The 16,583-nt window shown below is 66.6% G+C and carries 27 protein-coding genes; 3 read left to right on the top strand and 24 right to left on the bottom strand.

The genetic code is table 11. From position 1 onward, the window contains the following. Positions 1-35: 35 nt before the first annotated feature. The 8 genes from AC1RGU_RS28395 to AC1RGU_RS28360 form a co-directional block, all read right to left on the bottom strand. On the bottom strand, positions 36-395 hold the full coding sequence (locus tag AC1RGU_RS28395) for a hypothetical protein (protein WP_492699673.1): 360 nt from the start codon (positions 393-395) through the stop codon (positions 36-38). Positions 396-421: 26 nt separating this feature from the next. Further along, a complete protein-coding gene (locus AC1RGU_RS28390) occupies positions 422-916 on the bottom strand; it encodes a DUF4260 domain-containing protein (protein ID WP_492699675.1) in 495 nt (164 codons plus the stop codon). Beyond that, the gene (locus tag AC1RGU_RS28385; protein WP_095950136.1) at positions 909-1,373 is read right to left on the bottom strand and encodes a Spy/CpxP family protein refolding chaperone; all 465 of its coding nucleotides are present in this window, start codon (positions 1,371-1,373) and stop codon (positions 909-911) included. Before AC1RGU_RS28385 ends, AC1RGU_RS28390 begins: the two co-directional genes overlap by 8 nt. An 88-nt stretch (positions 1,374-1,461) precedes the next feature. Further along, positions 1,462-1,845, bottom strand: a complete 384-nt coding sequence (locus tag AC1RGU_RS28380) for a DUF4148 domain-containing protein (protein WP_307588248.1) — start codon at positions 1,843-1,845, stop codon at positions 1,462-1,464. A gap of 247 nt (positions 1,846-2,092) precedes the next feature. After that, entirely contained in the window at positions 2,093-3,904 is a 1,812-nt protein-coding gene (ptsP, locus tag AC1RGU_RS28375) for a phosphoenolpyruvate--protein phosphotransferase (protein ID WP_492687402.1), read from the bottom strand. A 10-nt stretch (positions 3,905-3,914) separates the two neighbouring features. Continuing rightward, the gene (locus AC1RGU_RS28370) at positions 3,915-4,184 is read right to left on the bottom strand and encodes an HPr family phosphocarrier protein (RefSeq protein ID WP_062478901.1); all 270 of its coding nucleotides are present in this window, start codon (positions 4,182-4,184) and stop codon (positions 3,915-3,917) included. Next, on the bottom strand, positions 4,153-4,608 hold the full coding sequence (locus tag AC1RGU_RS28365; RefSeq protein WP_062478898.1) for a PTS sugar transporter subunit IIA: 456 nt from the start codon (positions 4,606-4,608) through the stop codon (positions 4,153-4,155). Before AC1RGU_RS28365 ends, AC1RGU_RS28370 begins: the two co-directional genes overlap by 32 nt. Before the next feature lie 188 nt (positions 4,609-4,796). Further along, complete coding sequence (locus tag AC1RGU_RS28360) at positions 4,797-5,333, bottom strand: hypothetical protein (protein ID WP_492699678.1); 537 nt, start codon at positions 5,331-5,333, stop codon at positions 4,797-4,799. Between the two features lie 102 nt (positions 5,334-5,435). Between AC1RGU_RS28360 and AC1RGU_RS28355 the strand changes: the two genes are divergently transcribed. Beyond that, positions 5,436-5,933 (top strand): TlpA disulfide reductase family protein, encoded by a 498-nt coding sequence (locus AC1RGU_RS28355; protein WP_489061998.1) that lies wholly within the window; start codon positions 5,436-5,438, stop codon positions 5,931-5,933. A gap of 66 nt (positions 5,934-5,999) precedes the next feature. Here AC1RGU_RS28355 and AC1RGU_RS28350 read toward each other — a convergent pair whose 3' ends face one another. After that, positions 6,000-6,446, bottom strand: a complete 447-nt coding sequence (locus tag AC1RGU_RS28350; RefSeq protein ID WP_307588257.1) for a c-type cytochrome — start codon at positions 6,444-6,446, stop codon at positions 6,000-6,002. Positions 6,447-6,608: 162 nt separating this feature from the next. On the opposite strand from AC1RGU_RS28350, the gene AC1RGU_RS28345 reads away from it, so the two are divergent. Both AC1RGU_RS28345 and AC1RGU_RS28340 read left to right on the top strand, forming a co-directional pair. Further along, positions 6,609-7,316: a cytochrome b/b6 domain-containing protein gene (locus AC1RGU_RS28345; RefSeq protein WP_492699681.1), complete on the top strand. Its 708-nt coding sequence runs from the start codon at positions 6,609-6,611 to the stop codon at positions 7,314-7,316. Then, positions 7,313-7,903, top strand: coding sequence for a GNAT family N-acetyltransferase (locus AC1RGU_RS28340; RefSeq protein WP_307588261.1), 591 nt, complete (start codon positions 7,313-7,315; stop codon positions 7,901-7,903). Before AC1RGU_RS28345 ends, AC1RGU_RS28340 begins: the two co-directional genes overlap by 4 nt. Before the next feature lie 109 nt (positions 7,904-8,012). Here AC1RGU_RS28340 and AC1RGU_RS28335 read toward each other — a convergent pair whose 3' ends face one another. From AC1RGU_RS28335 to AC1RGU_RS28265, 15 genes are all read right to left on the bottom strand, one after another. Further along, positions 8,013-8,519 carry a peroxiredoxin gene (locus tag AC1RGU_RS28335; RefSeq protein WP_070061892.1) on the bottom strand — a complete coding sequence of 169 codons (507 nt, stop codon included), beginning with the start codon at positions 8,517-8,519 and terminating at the stop codon, positions 8,013-8,015. 83 nt (positions 8,520-8,602) lie between these two features. Then, the gene (gene rpsQ, locus AC1RGU_RS28330) at positions 8,603-8,872 is read right to left on the bottom strand and encodes a 30S ribosomal protein S17 (protein ID WP_062478880.1); all 270 of its coding nucleotides are present in this window, start codon (positions 8,870-8,872) and stop codon (positions 8,603-8,605) included. 9 nt (positions 8,873-8,881) lie between these two features. Beyond that, positions 8,882-9,091: a 50S ribosomal protein L29 gene (gene rpmC, locus AC1RGU_RS28325; protein WP_056577224.1), complete on the bottom strand. Its 210-nt coding sequence runs from the start codon at positions 9,089-9,091 to the stop codon at positions 8,882-8,884. A 55-nt stretch (positions 9,092-9,146) separates the two neighbouring features. Next, entirely contained in the window at positions 9,147-9,563 is a 417-nt protein-coding gene (rplP, locus tag AC1RGU_RS28320) for a 50S ribosomal protein L16 (RefSeq protein ID WP_007838137.1), read from the bottom strand. Between the two features lie 52 nt (positions 9,564-9,615). Next, on the bottom strand, positions 9,616-10,527 hold the full coding sequence (rpsC, locus tag AC1RGU_RS28315; RefSeq protein ID WP_062478877.1) for a 30S ribosomal protein S3: 912 nt from the start codon (positions 10,525-10,527) through the stop codon (positions 9,616-9,618). A 17-nt stretch (positions 10,528-10,544) separates the two neighbouring features. Then, positions 10,545-10,877 carry a 50S ribosomal protein L22 gene (gene rplV, locus AC1RGU_RS28310; RefSeq protein WP_007838134.1) on the bottom strand — a complete coding sequence of 111 codons (333 nt, stop codon included), beginning with the start codon at positions 10,875-10,877 and terminating at the stop codon, positions 10,545-10,547. Positions 10,878-10,886: 9 nt separating this feature from the next. After that, on the bottom strand, positions 10,887-11,165 hold the full coding sequence (rpsS, locus tag AC1RGU_RS28305) for a 30S ribosomal protein S19 (protein ID WP_062478874.1): 279 nt from the start codon (positions 11,163-11,165) through the stop codon (positions 10,887-10,889). Positions 11,166-11,175: 10 nt separating this feature from the next. Next, complete coding sequence (gene rplB, locus AC1RGU_RS28300) at positions 11,176-12,000, bottom strand: 50S ribosomal protein L2 (protein ID WP_056576555.1); 825 nt, start codon at positions 11,998-12,000, stop codon at positions 11,176-11,178. Between the two features lie 2 nt (positions 12,001-12,002). Next, positions 12,003-12,338: a 50S ribosomal protein L23 gene (gene rplW, locus AC1RGU_RS28295; RefSeq protein ID WP_056576559.1), complete on the bottom strand. Its 336-nt coding sequence runs from the start codon at positions 12,336-12,338 to the stop codon at positions 12,003-12,005. Beyond that, a complete protein-coding gene (gene rplD / locus AC1RGU_RS28290) occupies positions 12,335-12,955 on the bottom strand; it encodes a 50S ribosomal protein L4 (RefSeq protein ID WP_062478869.1) in 621 nt (206 codons plus the stop codon). The genes rplW and rplD overlap by 4 nt, the downstream gene beginning before the upstream one ends. Continuing rightward, positions 12,955-13,635, bottom strand: coding sequence for a 50S ribosomal protein L3 (gene rplC / locus AC1RGU_RS28285; protein ID WP_062478866.1), 681 nt, complete (start codon positions 13,633-13,635; stop codon positions 12,955-12,957). The genes rplD and rplC overlap by 1 nt, the downstream gene beginning before the upstream one ends. 236 nt (positions 13,636-13,871) lie before the next feature. After that, positions 13,872-14,426, bottom strand: a complete 555-nt coding sequence (locus AC1RGU_RS28280) for a hypothetical protein (protein WP_492699683.1) — start codon at positions 14,424-14,426, stop codon at positions 13,872-13,874. A gap of 16 nt (positions 14,427-14,442) precedes the next feature. Then, the gene (locus AC1RGU_RS28275; protein WP_492699685.1) at positions 14,443-16,023 is read right to left on the bottom strand and encodes a hypothetical protein; all 1,581 of its coding nucleotides are present in this window, start codon (positions 16,021-16,023) and stop codon (positions 14,443-14,445) included. Positions 16,024-16,174: 151 nt separating this feature from the next. Beyond that, complete coding sequence (rpsJ, locus tag AC1RGU_RS28270; RefSeq protein ID WP_007838118.1) at positions 16,175-16,489, bottom strand: 30S ribosomal protein S10; 315 nt, start codon at positions 16,487-16,489, stop codon at positions 16,175-16,177. A gap of 21 nt (positions 16,490-16,510) precedes the next feature. After that, the coding region (locus AC1RGU_RS28265; protein WP_487861899.1) for an EF-Tu C-terminal domain-related protein at positions 16,511-16,583 on the bottom strand (73 nt) is incomplete at its 5' end.

The following is a 16,583-nucleotide window of genomic DNA, read 5'->3' as shown; positions in this document are numbered from 1 at the left end:
CCTGGCAAAGAGAGCGCGAATGGCAAGGCTTGCAATCAATCCGGCCGGCATCGCACCGTCCAGACCAGGCCGGCGGTGAGGCCGGCGAGCAAGAGCACGTGGTAGACCACGTCGGGCACCGTGCGCGGGCCGATGCCCGCGACGATGGTGCCCAGCCCGACCAGCGTGCCCAGCAGGGCAAAGCCCTGTCCGGCGATCGCCGCCGTGCGGGCATGCGCGGGGCGGCGCCAGGTTTCGAGCGCCGCGAGCACCAGCACGGTGGCGATCACGGCCTCGGCGGTGCGCGCCTGCGGATGCGCGTGGCCGGCCCCGAGCCAGCCGCCGTGCACCGCCGACGCGGCGGCGAGCGTGAACGCCTCGCCCAGCATCACGGTGCGCGCGAGCGCAGGGCGCATCAAGGGACGCGAACGGGCCACGGCACTCACCACGGATCGGCGCGGCCGATGCGGCCGAGGTGGGTGGACGCAAAGCCCGTCGCGTACTTCAGGCCGAAGCCCAGCGCATGGTCGAGCCCGACGCGGGCCAGCCAGATCAGGCCCCCGGCCACCGCCCACGGCTGTGCCGCGAACACGCCGAGCGCCAGCAGCAGCACGGGTCCGATCAGCGCATGCGCCGCGTTGTACAGCGCCGCGCCGACACGCGGCCCCGCGAGGTAGCCGAGCAGCGAAAGGTCGGGCGCGAACAGCCAGAGCGCGAACACGCCCCAGCCCATGCCGAACTGGGCATAGCCGACCAGCGCCACCGCGAGCACCACCGCGCCTTCGAAGCGCAGCACGGTGCGCACGCCGTCCACGGCCGGCACTACCGCCAGTTCGCGGGACACCGCGGAACCCACGTGCTGCTGCGGCGCCCGCAGAGCAGGTCGATGCAGCGACACGAAGCGCGCCCAGCCCGGGGGCGAGCCCATTTCAGCCATGGCGGGACCAGCGGCGGCCGCCGCGCTCCATGAAGTCGCGCACCTTCTGCTGTTGCGCCGGATTCAGGTGGTCGAAGAAATCGGCCGCGGCGGCGATGACCTCGGGGCTGCCGGTGCGCACCACGGCGGTCTTCTCTTCGATCAGGCGTGCGGCGCCGGCCTGGTCGAGCGTGTTGCCCGCGAACAGCGCCTTGAACTGCGAGCGCGGATCGCCCGATCCGCCCGCACCGCGCATGGCCTGGCGCTGCGCCTGCAGCTTCTCGGCCAGCACGGTGAGTTTCTGCTTTTGCGCGGCATCGAGCTCGAGCTTGCTGCCGACGCGCTCGACCATCTTGGCGCGGAACTCGGCGCTGTCGCCGCCCCAGCCGTGGCGATGGCCGGCACAGCCGGCGATGCTGCCGGCGACGACGGCCAGGCCGGCGAATCCGAACAGGGTTCGTTTGATCCAGTGCTTCATGGGGTGCTCCTTCATGCGCCCCTGCGCGGGGCTGCTTCAGTGATGGACGAGGCGACGGCGGCGCCGCCCGGGGCGCCGCATCGTCGGCTCAGAGACGGTTGCCGCTGTCGCGTGCGGCGGCGGCACGCGCGTCGACGGGGTTCTGCATCGTCGAGATGACCTTGCTGTTCACGCGCGAGCCGGAGGTCACGTTCTGGTCGGGGGCGGCGGCGGTGCGCACGGCTTCGGCGATGACGCGGGCGCGGTCGGTCGACACGGCCACGGTCTCGGGGCCACGCGAACCGCGCACGACGTTCTGGTCGGGGGCGGCGGCGGCACGCACGGCTTCGGCGTTGACATCGGCGCGGCTCATGGCCGACACGGGCGCGTGGACGCCCTCGTAGCTTTCAGCCTTGGCGCCGGCGGCGGCGAGCATGGCGAAGGAACCGACAGCGATGAGCTGGGCGAGGGAGAAGGACGACTTGACGATCATGATGCAGGCCTTTCTTTCAGGGGTTGGAAGAGGAGACCTGATGGTGCGCGTCAAGGCGCCGCGAGTCCTTTCACCGCCGTATCGCCATATTTCGGTTTGTTTCGTCAGAGTTGGCTCGCCCCCAGGCTGCGCGCACTTCGTGTCGCTTCGCCAACCCCCTACCGGGGGCAACACCGACGGCCCGGCAAAGCCGGTTCCGTGGTGTTCCTGGTGCTTGCGTCCCGCCGCGAAGGGCGGGGTTGCGGGCTCAGCCCGCGAGTGCCGCGGCGGGATCGTCCGCGTCGAGCACGCCCTGCGCCCAGGGCTCGAGCTTGCCGGTGTCGGCGCGCAGCACTTCCTGCTTCACGGCGAGGATGCGCGAGGGGTGCATGGAGAAGCTGCGCAGGCCCAGGCCCAGCAGCAGGCGCGTGAAGGCGACATCGCCGGCCATCTCGCCGCACACCGACACGCCCTTGCCCTGGCGGCGGCACTCGGTGATGGTGTCGGCCACGAGCTTGAGCACTGCGGGGTGTGCGGGGTCGTAGAGGTGGGCAACGGCCTCGTCGGCGCGGTCGATGGCCAGCGTGTACTGGATCAGGTCGTTGGTGCCGATCGACAGGAAGTCGAAGTGCTTCAGGAAGGTCTTGAGCGTGAGCGCGGCGGCCGGGATCTCGATCATGGCGCCAAGCTTGACCGGGCCGTACACCGCGCCGCGGTTGTCGAGTTCGGCGCGCGCGAAGTCGATCAGCGACAGCGTCTGGCGAATCTCGCTGGCGTGCGCGAGCATCGGAATGAGCAGGTGGATCTCGCCGTGCGCCGCCGCACGCAGGATGGCGCGCAGCTGCGTGAGGAACATCGCCGGATCGGCCAGGCTCCAGCGGATGGCACGCAGGCCGAGCGCGGGGTTCAGGTGCTCCTGCTTGCTGCCCGATTTGCCGTCCAGCGGCTTGTCGGCGCCCACGTCGATGGTGCGGATGGTGACGGGCATGCCCTGCATGCCCTCGACCGCGCGCTTGTAGGCCTGGTACTGCTCTTCCTCGTCGGGCAGGCGGGTCTGGCGCGCCGAGTTCTCGCGGCCCATGAAGAGGAATTCGCTGCGAAAGAGGCCCACGCCCACGGCGCCGGCCTTGACGGCGCCGGCCGTGTCCTCGGGCATCTCGATGTTGGCCAGCAGGTCGACGCGCTGGCCGTCGAGCGTGACGGCGGGCTTGTGGCGCAGCCGCGCGAGCCGCCCGCGTTCGAGGTCGCCCTGGCGCTGCTTGAAGCCGTACTCGGCCAGGATGATCGGCGACGGGTCGACGATCATCACGCCGGCCTCGCCGTCGATGATGACCCAGTCGTCCTGGCGCACCAGTTGGCTCGCGGAGCGAGCGCCGACGATGGCCGGGATGTCCATGCTGCGCGCGACGATGGCGGTGTGCGAGGTGCGCCCGCCCACGTCGGTCACGAAGCCCGCGAACACGCTCTTCTTGAACTGCAGCATGTCGGCCGGCGAGAGGTCGTGCGCGATGAGCACCAGCGGCACGTCGAAACCGTCGCCCGCGGTGGGGTCGTCGTCTTCGTCGTCGTGGTCGTGATGGGCGGCAGCGCGCTTGCGCCGCGGCGGGCTCGGCGCGAGCACGGCGGCCGTGCCCTTCATGCGATGCAGCATGCGCTCGACCACCTGTTCGAGGTCGGCCTTGCGCTCGCGCAGGTACGGGTCCTCCATCTCGTCGAACTGGCGCGCGATGATCTCGAGCTGCGTGGTCAGCGCCCATTCGGCGTTGTACAGCCGCTCGCTGATCCAGTGCTTCACGCCGCCGCTGAGCACGTCGTCCTGCAGCAGCATCTGGTGCACCTCGAGCAACGCCGCAAGCTCGTGCGGCGCGTCGTTCGGGCCCATCTGCGCCACGCTGGCCTGCAGCTTGGTGAGCTCGTCGGCCACCGCGTTGCGCGCGGTGCGCACGCGGTCGATCTCGGTCTCGATCTCTTCGGGCTTGATGAAGTAGTGCGCCACGTCGATGCGGCTGGACACGACCAACACCGCGCGGCCGATGGCAATGCCACGGGCGACCGGGAGACCGTGGACTGCGAAGGTCATGCGCGGGTCCTTATTCGCCTTCGCCGAACTTGTCGTCCATGAGCTGGACGATGGCGTTCATCGCTTCATCTTCCTGCGGGCCGTTGGTCTCGAGCTCGACGGTCACGCCGAGGCCGGCGGCCAGCATCATGACGCCCATGATGCTCTTGGCGTTGATGCGGCGGTCGCCGCGCGACAGCCACACCTCGCAGGGGAAGCTGCCGGCGAGCTTGGTCAGCTTGGCCGACGCGCGTGCGTGCAGGCCCAGCTTATTGCTGATGGTCACGGATTTCTTGATCACTGTGCTTTCTTTTCGCCTGGTTCTGGGGAGCCGCCACCGCCACCTGCATGACGCCGGCGGTGCCGCCCGCGAGGGCGCGCTGTACCAGCGTGTCGAGCGGTTCGTGGCGGTAGGTGACGGCGCGCAGCAGCATCGGCAGGTTGACACCGGCCACGAGCCGCGAGCGCACGCCGTCCACCAGCTTCTGCGCGACATTGCAGGGCGTGGCGCCGAACACGTCGGCCAGCACCAGCACTTGCGAGCGCGGGGCATGCAGCTGCTGCGCGAGCGTGATGCGCGCGGCGGCCAGCGTTTCCTCGGGCGACACGTTGGGCAGCACGTCGAGGGCCACGACGGCCTGTTCGCAGTCGGGGAACACATGCAGCGCGCACTGCCGCAGCGCCTGTGCGAACGGGGAGTGGGCAATGATGAGGATGCTGTTCATGCGGCTCGGAGGACGACGCGTCGATTATGCGGGGGCGCCCAAAGGAAGTAGAGACATCGAGGACACAACGCGGCAGCCGGGGAAGGCGGCCAATTCGGGCGTGTGGCCGGGGTGTCGATTCGCGCGGCGGCAACAGCTATGAAAACGATAGCTGGCCCGCGCATCGCGGCCCGCCGGCCGGCCCTCGCTCATGGCAGGCGCAGGCCCTCGAAGAAGGTCTTGGTCGCCTCGGGCGAGGACGGCCGGCCGAGCACGGTGGCCTGGTAGAGCGACACGCTGCCGTCTTTCTGCGACTGCGCGAACCAGAGCACCTGGACCGGCGCCACGCCCTGCTGCGCCGATTGCCCGTCGAGCCGGACCGGTGCGGGAACGGCGGTGGCACGCGGCAAGGTCGTCGGCCCCTCGATCACCTGCGCGACGCCCAGCTGGCCCCGCGTGGCCGTGCGCCAGGCCGTGAGCCAGGCCTCGGCCTGCGCCGGGCTGGTGGCGGCGGCATGGGCCACGGCGAAGGTCGCGCCACCGGCTTCGCAGCCGGTCATGTCGACCTGCACCGACTCGGCGCCCAGCGGCACCGCGCGCTGGGCGCGGTCGGCCTTGCAGGGCAGCAGCGCGACCAGGCCGGCGTCGGCGATCGGCACTTCGCGCCAGTTGAAGGTGGGGCTGCAGGCGCCCAGCGCGGCGGCCAGGGCCAGCACGGGCCAGGAGGGGAAAGGAAGCGAGGGCATCGGAGGACGATTATCGAGCGGCCTTCGGGGAATGAAGCGCGTGCGCCGACGCGTTCCGGCACGCGGAACTAAAATCGCGCCGCCTCTCTCCTTCAGGTGCCCATGAAAAAATACCTCGCTGCCGCCGCCGTCGTGATCGCCCTGGCCGCCGGCGTGGGCGTGTACCTCGGTTCGGGCAGCACGGCCGCCCCGGCCTCGACCTTCGTGCTGCTCGACGGCACCACCAAGAGCACGGCCGACCTGAAGGGCAAGGTCACGCTGGTCAACTTCTGGGCCACGAGTTGCGTGACCTGCGTGGCCGAGATGCCCAAGGTGATCTCGACCTACGACAAGTACAAGGCCCAGGGCTACGACACGCTGGCGGTGGCCATGAGCTACGACCCGCCAAGCTACGTCGTCAACTTCGCCGAAACCCGCAAGCTGCCGTTCAAGGTGGCGATCGACAACACCGGCAGCGTGGCGCAGGCCTGGGGCGACGTGAAGCTCACGCCAACCACCTTCATCGTCAACAAGAAGGGCGAGATCGTGAAGCGCTATGTGGGCGAGCCCGACTTCGCCGAGCTGCACAAGCTGATCGAAAAGCTCCTGGCCGAGGCCTGAGCTTCCGGCTTCCCCCAACAAAAAGGCGCTCCGAGGAGCGCCTTTTTCGCGGCCAAAGCCCGCGGCTTACTGGTTGCGGAAGCTGTCGTGGCAGGCCTTGCAGCTGGCGCCGGTCGGGCCGAACTGGGCCTTGAGGGCGTCGATGTTGCCGGCCTTGGCGGCAACCACCAGCTTGCCGGTCTCGGCGATCACCTTGTCCTGGTGCTCCTTGAACTTGGCGGCTTCCTTCCAGAGCTCGGGCTTGGCCTTGCCGCCCTCAGTGCCAGCGCCGAAGCCGGCCCAGGGCAGCTTGGCCATGTCGGCGACGATCTCGGCGTTGGCGGCAGCGGCGGCAGCGTCGTAGGGCACGCGGCCGTTGGCCATGGCGCCGAGGCGGCTGAAGTGCTGGCCCATCACGAACAGCGCGCTCTGGCGGTACTTGATGGCATCTTCGGGCTTGGCAAACTGTGCCGCGGCGGGCAGGGACATCGCAGCGCAGGCGGCTGCAAGGGCGAACGAAGCAAAACGGGTCATCGTGGGTCCTTGTGTGGGGGGTTTTGGGCACCGTCGAACGCGGTGCTGCAGGCAGTGTAGGGGCTGCCCGTGTCGGGCGCATAGCAACAACCCGGTGGAACGACCGGGCCGGACTTTGCTAATCTGCGCCTTCCGCAGCCTCGCGCCCCGGCGCCTTTTTCGATGACCGACACCCTTTCGGTGGCCCGCACACGCGTCTGGGACCTGCCGACCCGCCTCTTTCACTGGGCGCTCGCCTTCGCCGTGATCGGCCTGATCGTGACGGGCCTGAACGGCATCATGGAATGGCATTTCCGCCTCGGCTACACCGTGCTGGCGCTGCTGCTGTTCCGGCTGATCTGGGGGGTCGTGGGCGGGCGCTGGTCGCGCTTCGCGGCCTTCATCTATGCGCCGGGCTCGGTCATCGCCTACCTGCGCGGCAAGTCGCACCCCGACCACCTGATCGGCCACACGCCGCTGGGCGCGCTGTCGGTGTTCGCGGTGCTGGCGCTGTTGATCCTGCAGGTCGCCACCGGGCTGATGGCCGACGACGAGATTTCCGCCTCCGGGCCGCTGACCCGCTTCGTGTCGGGCGCGATGGTGAGCCTGGCGACGGGCTGGCACAAGGCGCAGGGCAAGTGGATCGTGATCGCCCTGGTGAGCCTGCATGTGCTGGCGGTGCTGTTCTATGTGCTGGTCAAGCGGCATCGGCTGGTCGGGCCGATGCTGTCGGGCGACAAGCTGGTGATTGCGGGTGCGGCCTCCAACGGGAACGGCAATGGCAACGGCGTGGCCCCGAGCCGCGACGATGCGGTGTCGCGCACGCTGGCGCTGGTGCTGTTCGCGCTGTGCGCGGGCGTGGCGTTCTGGGTGGCGTCGTTGCGCGTATGAGCGGCTTTTCCGTCTCCCGCCCGCTGCCGCTGTCGGACACGCCGGCGGTGGTGCTGCTCACGCCCGACGAACCGCACGAAGTCGACGCCGTGCGCGCCATCTTCCGCGACTACGCGGGCTCGCTGGCCATCGACCTCGACTTCCAGGACTTCGACGGCGAATTGGCCGGACTCCCCGGCGAGTACGCCGAGCCGCGCGGCACCTTGCTGCTGGCGCTGGTCGATCCCGCCCATGTGAACGAAGACGCCGGCCGCGCCGCGCCCACGCTGAAGCGCGCCGACGGCACGCTCGCCCACGTGGCGGGCTGCTGCGCGCTGCGCCCGATCGACAGCACGGACTACGCGAACGCGGCGGAAATGAAACGGCTGTATGTGCGCCCCGGGTTCCGGGGGCTCGGGCTCGGCCGGCAGCTGGCCGAGGCCATCCTCGATGCGGCCCGCAGCGCAGGCTATGCCTGCGTGCTGCTCGACACCCTCGACGACATGGAGTCGGCGCGCGCCCTCTACGAAGACCTGGGCTTCGCGGAGGTGCCGCCCTACTATCACAACCCCGTCGCCGGGGCTCACTACCTCAAAGTAGAGTTGTAGGCTCGCCCCCAGGCTGCGCGCACTTCGTGTCGCTGCGCCAACCCCCTACCGGGGGCGGGCCGGCCGCTTCGGGCGGCCGTGCGCGGCGGCCCCCCCGAAAGATTCGGTTTCAGCCGCGAGCTTGTGCGAGCAGCGTGTCGGCGTCGCTCACTTCGAACTTGCCCGGGCCTTCGACGTTCAGCGTCGCGACCTTGCCGTCCTTCACGAGCATCGAGTAGCGGTTGCTGCGCAGGCCCATGCCGCGGCCGGTCAGGTCGAGCGTGAGGCCGGTGGCCTTCGCGAAGTCCGCGCTGCCGTCGGCCAGCATGCGCACCTTGGCGCCGGTCTTCTGGTCGCGCGCCCAGGCGCCCATCACGAACGCGTCGTTCACGCTCACGCACCAGATCTCGTCCACGCCGGCGGCCTTGAAGTCGTCGAAGTGCTGCACGTAGCCCGGCACATGCTTGGCCGAGCAGGTGGGCGTGAAGGCGCCCGGCAGTGCGAACAGCGCGATGGTCTTGCCCGCCGTGGCCTTGGTCACGTCGACCGGGTTCGGGCCGATGCTGCAGCCCTCGCCCTCCACTTCGGAATATTCCTGCAGGGTGGCCGAAGGAAGGGTGTCGCCGACTTTGATCATGTGAATTGCTCCTGAAAAAGAAAAACGGCCCACATTGTGGGCCGTTTCCGGATGGGTTGCCTCGAGGGCGACCGAGTGCCTGATCAGACCAGGACGGCCTTCTCGACCAGACGGGTCACGACCCAGTTCTTGGTCTTCGAGATCGGACGGCTTTCCGTGATCTCGATGGTGTCGCCGAGGTGGTACTCGCCCTTTTCGTCATGGGCGTGGTACTTGCTCGTCTTGGCCACAATCTTGCCGTAGAGCTCGTGCTTCACACGGCGCTCGACCAGCACGGTCACGGTCTTGGCACGCTTGTCGCTGACCACCTTGCCGATCAAGGTGCGCTTGAGGGATTTTTTAGCTTCCGTCATGTTCACTCCTTACTTGGCGGCTTGGGTCTCTTGCTCTTTCTGAGCAAGAATGGTCTTGGCGCGAGCGATGTCGCGACGCGTCACGCGCAGCGTCGTGGTGTTCGACAGCTGTTGCGTGGCCTTCTGCATGCGCAGGCCGAAGTGGGCCTTCTGCAGATCCTTGATTTCGGCTTGCAGGCCTGCGACGTCCTTCGTGCGCAGGGTTGCGGCCTTCGTCACCTTGGCCGAAGCCGCGGTTTCTTTCTTCTTACGTGTTGCCATGGATGTTCTCCTCTCAGGCGCCGAGCTGGCGAGCGACGAACGTCGTGCGCAGCGGAAGCTTGGCGGCGGCCAGGCGGAACGCTTCGCGGGCGAGTTCTTCGGGCACGCCGACGATCTCGAACACGATCTTGCCAGGCTGGATTTCAGCGACGTAGTACTCGGGGTTGCCCTTACCGTTACCCATCCGCACTTCAGCGGGCTTGGTAGAGATCGGCTTGTCCGGGAACACGCGGATCCAGATACGGCCACCGCGCTTCACGTGACGCGAGATCGCGCGACGAGCGGCTTCGATCTGGCGCGCCGTGAGGCGACCGCGGTCGGTGCATTTGAGACCGAAGTCACCGAACGCAACCGAGTTACCCGTGGTTGCGATGCCGGTGTTGCGGCCCTTTTGTTCCTTGCGGAACTTTCTGCGTGCAGGTTGCAGCATGTTTTGTTACTCCGTGAGGGCCCCAGGCACTTGCGTGCCCGGGAGCGACCGATTACTCGGTCTTGGCACCGTCCGCTGCTGCAGCGGGCGCGGCTTTGCGGACGCGCTTAACGGCGGGTTTCGAGTCTGCACCGGCACCGCCGGTTGCTTCTGCGGGCTTGTCGCTGCCATCGGCCGGAGCGGTGTTGCCACCGATCGGACCACGGGCACCGGCACGGGGGCCGGGACCACGACGGTCGCCACCCGGACGGTCGCCAGGGCGACCATCACGGCGGGGACCACGCGGGCGGCGCTCTTCGTCCGGACGCGGCGTTTCGACGGCCGGCAGGTCGTTGCGACCCAGCGTGTCGCCCTTGTAGACCCAGACCTTGACGCCGATGACGCCGTAGGTGGTCTTGGCTTCCGAGGTGCCGTAGTCGATGTCGGCGCGCAGGGTGTGAAGCGGCACGCGGCCTTCGCGGTACCACTCGGTACGTGCGATTTCGATGCCGTTCAGGCGGCCAGCCGACATGATCTTGATGCCCAGGGCACCCAGACGCATGGCGTTCTGCATGGCGCGCTTCATGGCGCGGCGGAACATGATCCGCTTTTCGAGCTGCTGCGTGATGCTGTCGGCGATCAGCTGCGCATCGATTTCGGGCTTGCGCACTTCTTCGATGTTGACCGCAACCGGCACGCCGAGCTGCTTGCCCAGTTCGCGCTTGAGGTTCTCGATGTCTTCGCCCTTCTTGCCGATCACGACGCCCGGACGAGCCGAGTAGATCGTGATGCGTGCGTTCTTGGCGGGACGCTCGATCATGACGCGCGACACCGAAGCGTTCTTCAGCTTCTTCTTCAGGTATTCGCGAACCTTGATGTCTTCGGCCAGCATGCCCGCGAAATCGCGGTCGCTTGCGTACCAACGGCTGGACCAGTTACGGGTGACCGCAAGGCGGAACCCGGTTGGGTGGATTTTCTGTCCCATATTTCTTCCAGGCCTTCTTAGTTGCCAACCGTCACGTACACATGGCACGTGGGCTTGCTGATGCGATTGCCGCGACCCTTGGCGCGCGCCGTGAAGCGCTTGAGCGTTGCACCTTGCTCGACGTAGATGGTCTTGACCTTCAGCTCGTCGATGTCGGCACCGTCGTTGTGCTCGGCGTTGGCAATTGCCGACTCGAGCACCTTCTTGATGATCACAGCGGCCTTCTTCTGCGTGAATTGCAGAACGTTGAGCGCTTGATCGACCTTCTTGCCGCGGATCAGGTCCGCGACCAGACGGCCCTTGTCGACCGACAGGCGGACACCGCGGAGGACTGCACGTGTTTCAGACATGGTCGTTCCTTACTTCTTCTGGACTTTTTTGTCCGCGGGGTGCCCCTTGAACGTGCGCGTGAGCGCAAATTCGCCGAGCTTGTGGCCGACCATCTGGTCGGTGATGTACACGGGCACGTGTTGCTTGCCGTTGTGCACAGCGATGGTCAGACCGATGAACTCGGGCAGAACCATCGAGCGGCGCGACCAGGTCTTGATCGGCTTCTTGTCCTTGTTCGTCACGGCCTTGTCGGCCTTGGCCACGAGGTGGTGGTCGACGAAAGGACCCTTTTTGAGAGAGCGAGTCATTGGCTATCCCTTACTTCTTGCGACGCGACACGATGAAGACCTGCGTGCGCTTGTTGTTACGGGTGCGATAGCCCTTGGTCAGATTGCCCCACGGGTCGACAGGATGGCGGCCTTCGCCAGTCTTGCCTTCGCCACCACCGTGCGGGTGGTCGACCGGGTTCATCACCACGCCGCGAACGGTCGGGCGGATACCCATGTGACGCTTCACACCGGCCTTGCCGAGCTGGCGCAGGCTGTGTTCTTCGTTGGCCACTTCACCGATGGTCGCGCGGCATTCGATGTGAATGCGACGGACTTCGCCCGAACGCATGCGGACCTGGGCGTAGACGCCTTCACGGGCCAGCAGCGTGGCCGAGGTACCGGCCGAACGTGCGATCTGCGCGCCCTTGCCGGGTTGCAGTTCGATGCAGTGGATCGTCGAACCCACGGGGATGTTGCGGATCGGCAGGGTGTTGCCGGCGCGGATCGGGGCTTCGGCGCCCGACATCAGGGTTGCACCAGCTTCCAGACCGCGCGGGGCGATGATGTAGCGGCGCTCGCCGTCGGCGTAGCAGACCAGAGCGATGTGGGCGGTGCGGTTCGGGTCGTACTCGATGCGTTCGACCTTGGCCGGGATGCCGTCCTTGTTGCGCACGAAGTCGACAATGCGGTAGTGGTGCTTGGCACCACCGCCACGATGGCGGATCGTGATGTGACCGTTGTTGTTACGGCCGGCCTTCTGGAACTGGGGTTCCAGCAGGGCTGCGTGAGGCGCACCCTTGTGCAGGTGGTCACGCGAAATCTTCACCGCGCCGCGTTGGCCCGGCGAAGTGGGTTTCATCTTGATGACGGCCATGATTAAGCGCCTTCCCCGACGAGGTTGAGCTCTTGACCGGCCTTCAGCGTCACATAAGCCTTGCGCACGTTGTCGCGGCGGCCGATGGACTTGCCAAAGCGCTTGGTCTTGCCCTTGGTGTTGAGCACCGACACGCCCTGGACTTCGACCTTGAACATCAGTTCAACAGCGGCCTTGATCTCGGGCTTGGTGGCGTCTTGCAGCACCTTGAAAGTGACAGCGTTCGACTTCTCGCCGACCATCGTGGCCTTTTCGGACACGATCGGTGCGACCAGCACGTTCATGAGACGGCCTTCGTCGAACTTACGTTGTGCAGGGGTGGGGTTCACGCGGCTCATGCGAACATCTCCTTGAGCTTGTCGACGGCACCCTTGGTGACCAGCACCTTCTTGTAGTGAACCAGCGACACCGGATCGGCGTAACGGGGTTCGACCACGAGGATGTTGACCAGATTGCGCGAGGCAAGGTACAGGTTTTCGTCGACTTCTTCGGCGATCACGAGCACGGACTCGAGATTCATTGCCTTGAAACGGGCTGCCAGCGGCTTCGTCTTGGGCGAATCCACGGTCAGCGAATCGACCACGGCCAGACGGCCTTCGCGAGCGAGCTGCGAGAAGATGGAGGCCATGCCGGCGCGGTACATCTTCTTGTTGATCTTCTGCGAGAAGTTTTCGTCAGGCATGTTCGGGAAGATCCGGCCGCCTCCGCGCCACAGGGGCGAGGACGTCATACCGGCGCGGGCGCGGCCCGTTCCCTTTTGCTTGAAAGGCTTCTTGGTCGAGTGCTTGACCTGTTCGCGGTCCTTCTGGGCGCGCGTGCCTTGACGGGCGTTGGCCTGGAATGCAACGACGATCTGGTGAACCAGGTCTTCGTTGTAGTCACGGCCGAACACGGTCTCGGGGGCGTCGTACTTCGACGCGGCCTGGCCTTGTTCGTTCAGGAGTTCGAGTTGCATTACTTCGCTCCTTCAGCCGCTTGCGGCTTGGCCTTGATGGCGGGACGCACGGTGACGAAGCCACCCTTCGAACCCGGGATCGCGCCCTTGATGAGCAGCAGCTGACGTGCTTCGTCGATGCGGAACACGTCGAGGTTTTGCGTCGTGCGGGTGACGTCGCCGAGGTGGCCCGTCATGCGCTTGCCGGGGAACACGCGACCGGGGTCTTGTGCCATGCCGATCGAGCCGGGCACGTTGTGCGAACGGCTGTTACCGTGCGACGCGCGCTGCGAGCTCATGTTGTGACGCTTGATCGTGCCGGCGTAGCCCTTGCCGATGGTCGTGCCTTGCACGTCCACCTTCTGGCCCACGGAGAACACGCTGCTCGCCGCGATCACGCCGCCAGCCTTGTGCTGACCTGCGGTATCGGCGGTGACGCGGAATTCCTGGATGATCTCGCCAGCTTCGACACCTGCCTTGGCAAGGTGGCCGGCTTGGGGCTTGGTCACGCGCGATGCTTTGCGCGAACCGAACGTCACCTGCAGGGCGACGTAGCCATCGGTCTCTTGGGACTTGATCTGGGTCACACGGTTGTTGGACACATCCACCACCGTGACAGGAACTGCGTCCCCGTCATCGGTGAAGAGACGCATCATCCCCACCTTGCGGCCCAGCAACCCGAGGGAGTTGCTCAGACTCATTTGTTTTCTCCAAAAATGGAAGACTTCCTTCGCCGCTGCCACTTCAATTGGCGACAGCGTTTGGCTGGTTTCCCGGCCTGCGAGAGAAGGTTGATAAATCTCTGCCAGAACGGCGCCCGAACGGGCGCAACAAGGGCAGAGCCAGAGATTATAGCCCGCAGTCGAACCGGGGCGCAAGTGGCCCTTTTCGGGCCGGATTCAGGGGGTTCCGGCCCCGTTTCGGGTGGCTTTCGGGCCTATTTCGCGGGCAGCGAGATGATGTTGTCGCCGCCGGGCAGCGACTTGATCTCGCCATTGGCCTTCATGGCAGGCGCCGCCGCGCCGGTCTGGATCGGGATGGAAATGGCACTGGTCCGACCAGCCTGCTTGATGAACACATTCAGGTAGGCCAGACCGTCACCCTGGCTGATCACCGTGACGGAAGTGTCGGAGCGCTGTCCCGGCGGCAGACTCAGCGACGCGCTGCCGGACAGCGTCAGGCCCGCATCGACCGTCAGCGTCACGCTGGCGCCCGCGGGGTCGCTGACGCCGTCGAACTGCAGAACGACGACAGTCGGCTTGCCGGCCTGAGGAGCGCCGTCCAGCCGGTACTGCAGCTTGACGCCGGAGTCATTGGGTTTTCTCAAGGCGGTCACCCAGGGGGTGGCCGCATCCTTCGAGGCTGCAGCCGACAGCTTCGCAGTGGTGCGCGCCGGCGGCATGCCGTCGGCCAGGGCGGACACGGGGAGCGCGGACAGTGCAAGTCCCGCCGCCAACGCGGCAGCCAAAGAGAGGCGAGTGTTCAGGATCATCGCGAGCCTTCCCTTCCTATTGAACAAGCACGCTGAGGCACAGCGGCGAAGCAGAGGAGCTCGTCATTGCGGCATCCCGCACTGCCAGAACGTACTCACCCGCACTCAGGCTGACCCGATTGCCCGACCGGGCGATCTCTCCGCCCCGGAAGACGTCGAAGTCCGGCAGCGTGGCGCCCCCGACCGTGACCTGGTAGTCCCGGCTCGCCGGCGCGGTGAAGCGCAGGTAGGCAATGCTGCCGTGCTTGTTGCCGGTACCCGCCGCATTGGAGACGCAGGCACTGCTCGGCGCCGGACCAACCGTCAAGGCTCCGTACATCGGCAGCGCTCTTGGCACCCCGCCGTCGTTCGATTCGCCCGTGCCGAATGCATCGCTGGAAGTGATGCCCTGCCCAGCCAACAGGCTGTTCAGCGCCGAGGCGTTGCCAGGCGACGTCGCATTGAACGCGGCGGCGAAAGCGTGGATGGACGTGACCGGCGCGCCGCTTCGGAACTGGAAGCCGGTCAAGGTGTCGTGGATGGGCTTGAAGCCGGCTTGCCGGTTGAGGTTCCACAGGATGGCCTGGACCGACAGTTCGCGGAACCAGCCCGGGTTGCCGGTCGGAGGCCCGGCGGACAGATCCAGCCGCCCGCCGTCGCCCTGCTGCGCACCCGTCGAGTCCACGTAGCTGCTCCGGTTCAGCGCGATGCCCGACCATGCATTGCCCCAGCCTTCGGAAAAAGCGAGCCGCCGGTCGAGACGATCCGTTCCGTCATGCTCGCCCCCCATCGAATCGTCGCGGCTGAACGCCGACTGGTAATAGTGCCCCCACTCATGCGCGATCACCGGTGTGTCGAACTCGTCGGTGTCGACGTTCTCCTTGCCCAGCACATAGATCTGCCGACCGCTGCTTCCGTTGTTGAAGAAGAAGGTCGTGCCGATTTGCCCTGTCGCGAGGTTGATCGACGTGGACGGCGCGTTGTCGGCACTCCAGAAAACCTTCAGCACAGGAAACGCCGAAGCTGGCGCCACCGACAGCACCTTCTGCATGGAGGTGTAGATCGTGTCGAGCACGGCGAACGGCGCTGCGACGCGCGTCCCGCTGTAGCCAGAACCTCCCCAGCCGCTGTCCGCACGCAGGTCGCGCGTCAATGCCACGCTTCCCGAAGAAAAGCTCGCCGACTGCATCGAGTACAGCGCATCGCTGCGCGTGTTGTCGCGCACCGTGACATCCCAGGTCGCGCCCGGACCGGTCCGGGTCAGCTGGGCCCGGACGCGCACGGCGATGTTCGTGTTCGCCGGCACCGAGACCGCGTAATTGCCACCGTCATCCGTGGTGGTCAACGCGAGCTGCGCCGATGTGGTGGCATCGAGCACCTCTACCGTGGCGCCGCGCACGGGCTTGGCCGTGGTGTTCGCGTACAGGAGGGGCCCGCTGTTGTTCGGCACCGAGTCGTAAGTGGCTTTCCCGCTCAGGGCAACCGGGTTCAGCACGATCGGCAGGCCGATGGGAAACCCACCGCCGCCACCACCACCACCGCCTCCTCCACCGCAACCTGCCAGCAATGCTGCCGCGATGCACGCCGCACCGAATGCAAAAGAGAACTTCTGGCTCATCACGTGTGCTGCCCTCATTTCAGCCCCGGCGCACTGCGTCCCGCAGGCCGGTGCGCGAGGATGCCACACTTGAGAAACAAACGTGAAGCACAAAAAAGCCCGCCTGCATTTCTGCAGGCGGGCTGTGCTCGGAATGCGACGCGAGGTCGAATTACTGCAGCTTGATCTCGACGTCGACGCCGGCCGGCAGGTCGAGCTTCATCAGCGCGTCCACGGTCTTGTCGGTGGGATCGACGATGTCCATCAGGCGCTGGTGCGTGCGGATTTCCAGCTGGTCGCGCGACGTCTTGTTGACGTGCGGCGAACGCAGGATGTCGAAACGCTTCATGCGGGTCGGCAGGGGCACGGGACCCTTGACGATCGCGCCGGTGCGCTTGGCGGTGTCCACGATTTCAGCGGCCGACTGGTCGATCAGCTTGTAGTCGAATGCCTTCAGGCGGATGCGGATCTTTTGCTTGGTAGCCATGGTGATTCCTTTGCGTCCGGCTTAGATGTCGAGGATCTTGGCCACGACGCCCGAACCCACGGTACGGCCGCCTTCACGGATGGCGAAGCGCAGG

The organism is Variovorax sp. GW823-FHT02B07 (assembly GCF_058797695.1).
This window is presented reverse-complemented; position numbering and strand designations above follow the sequence as displayed.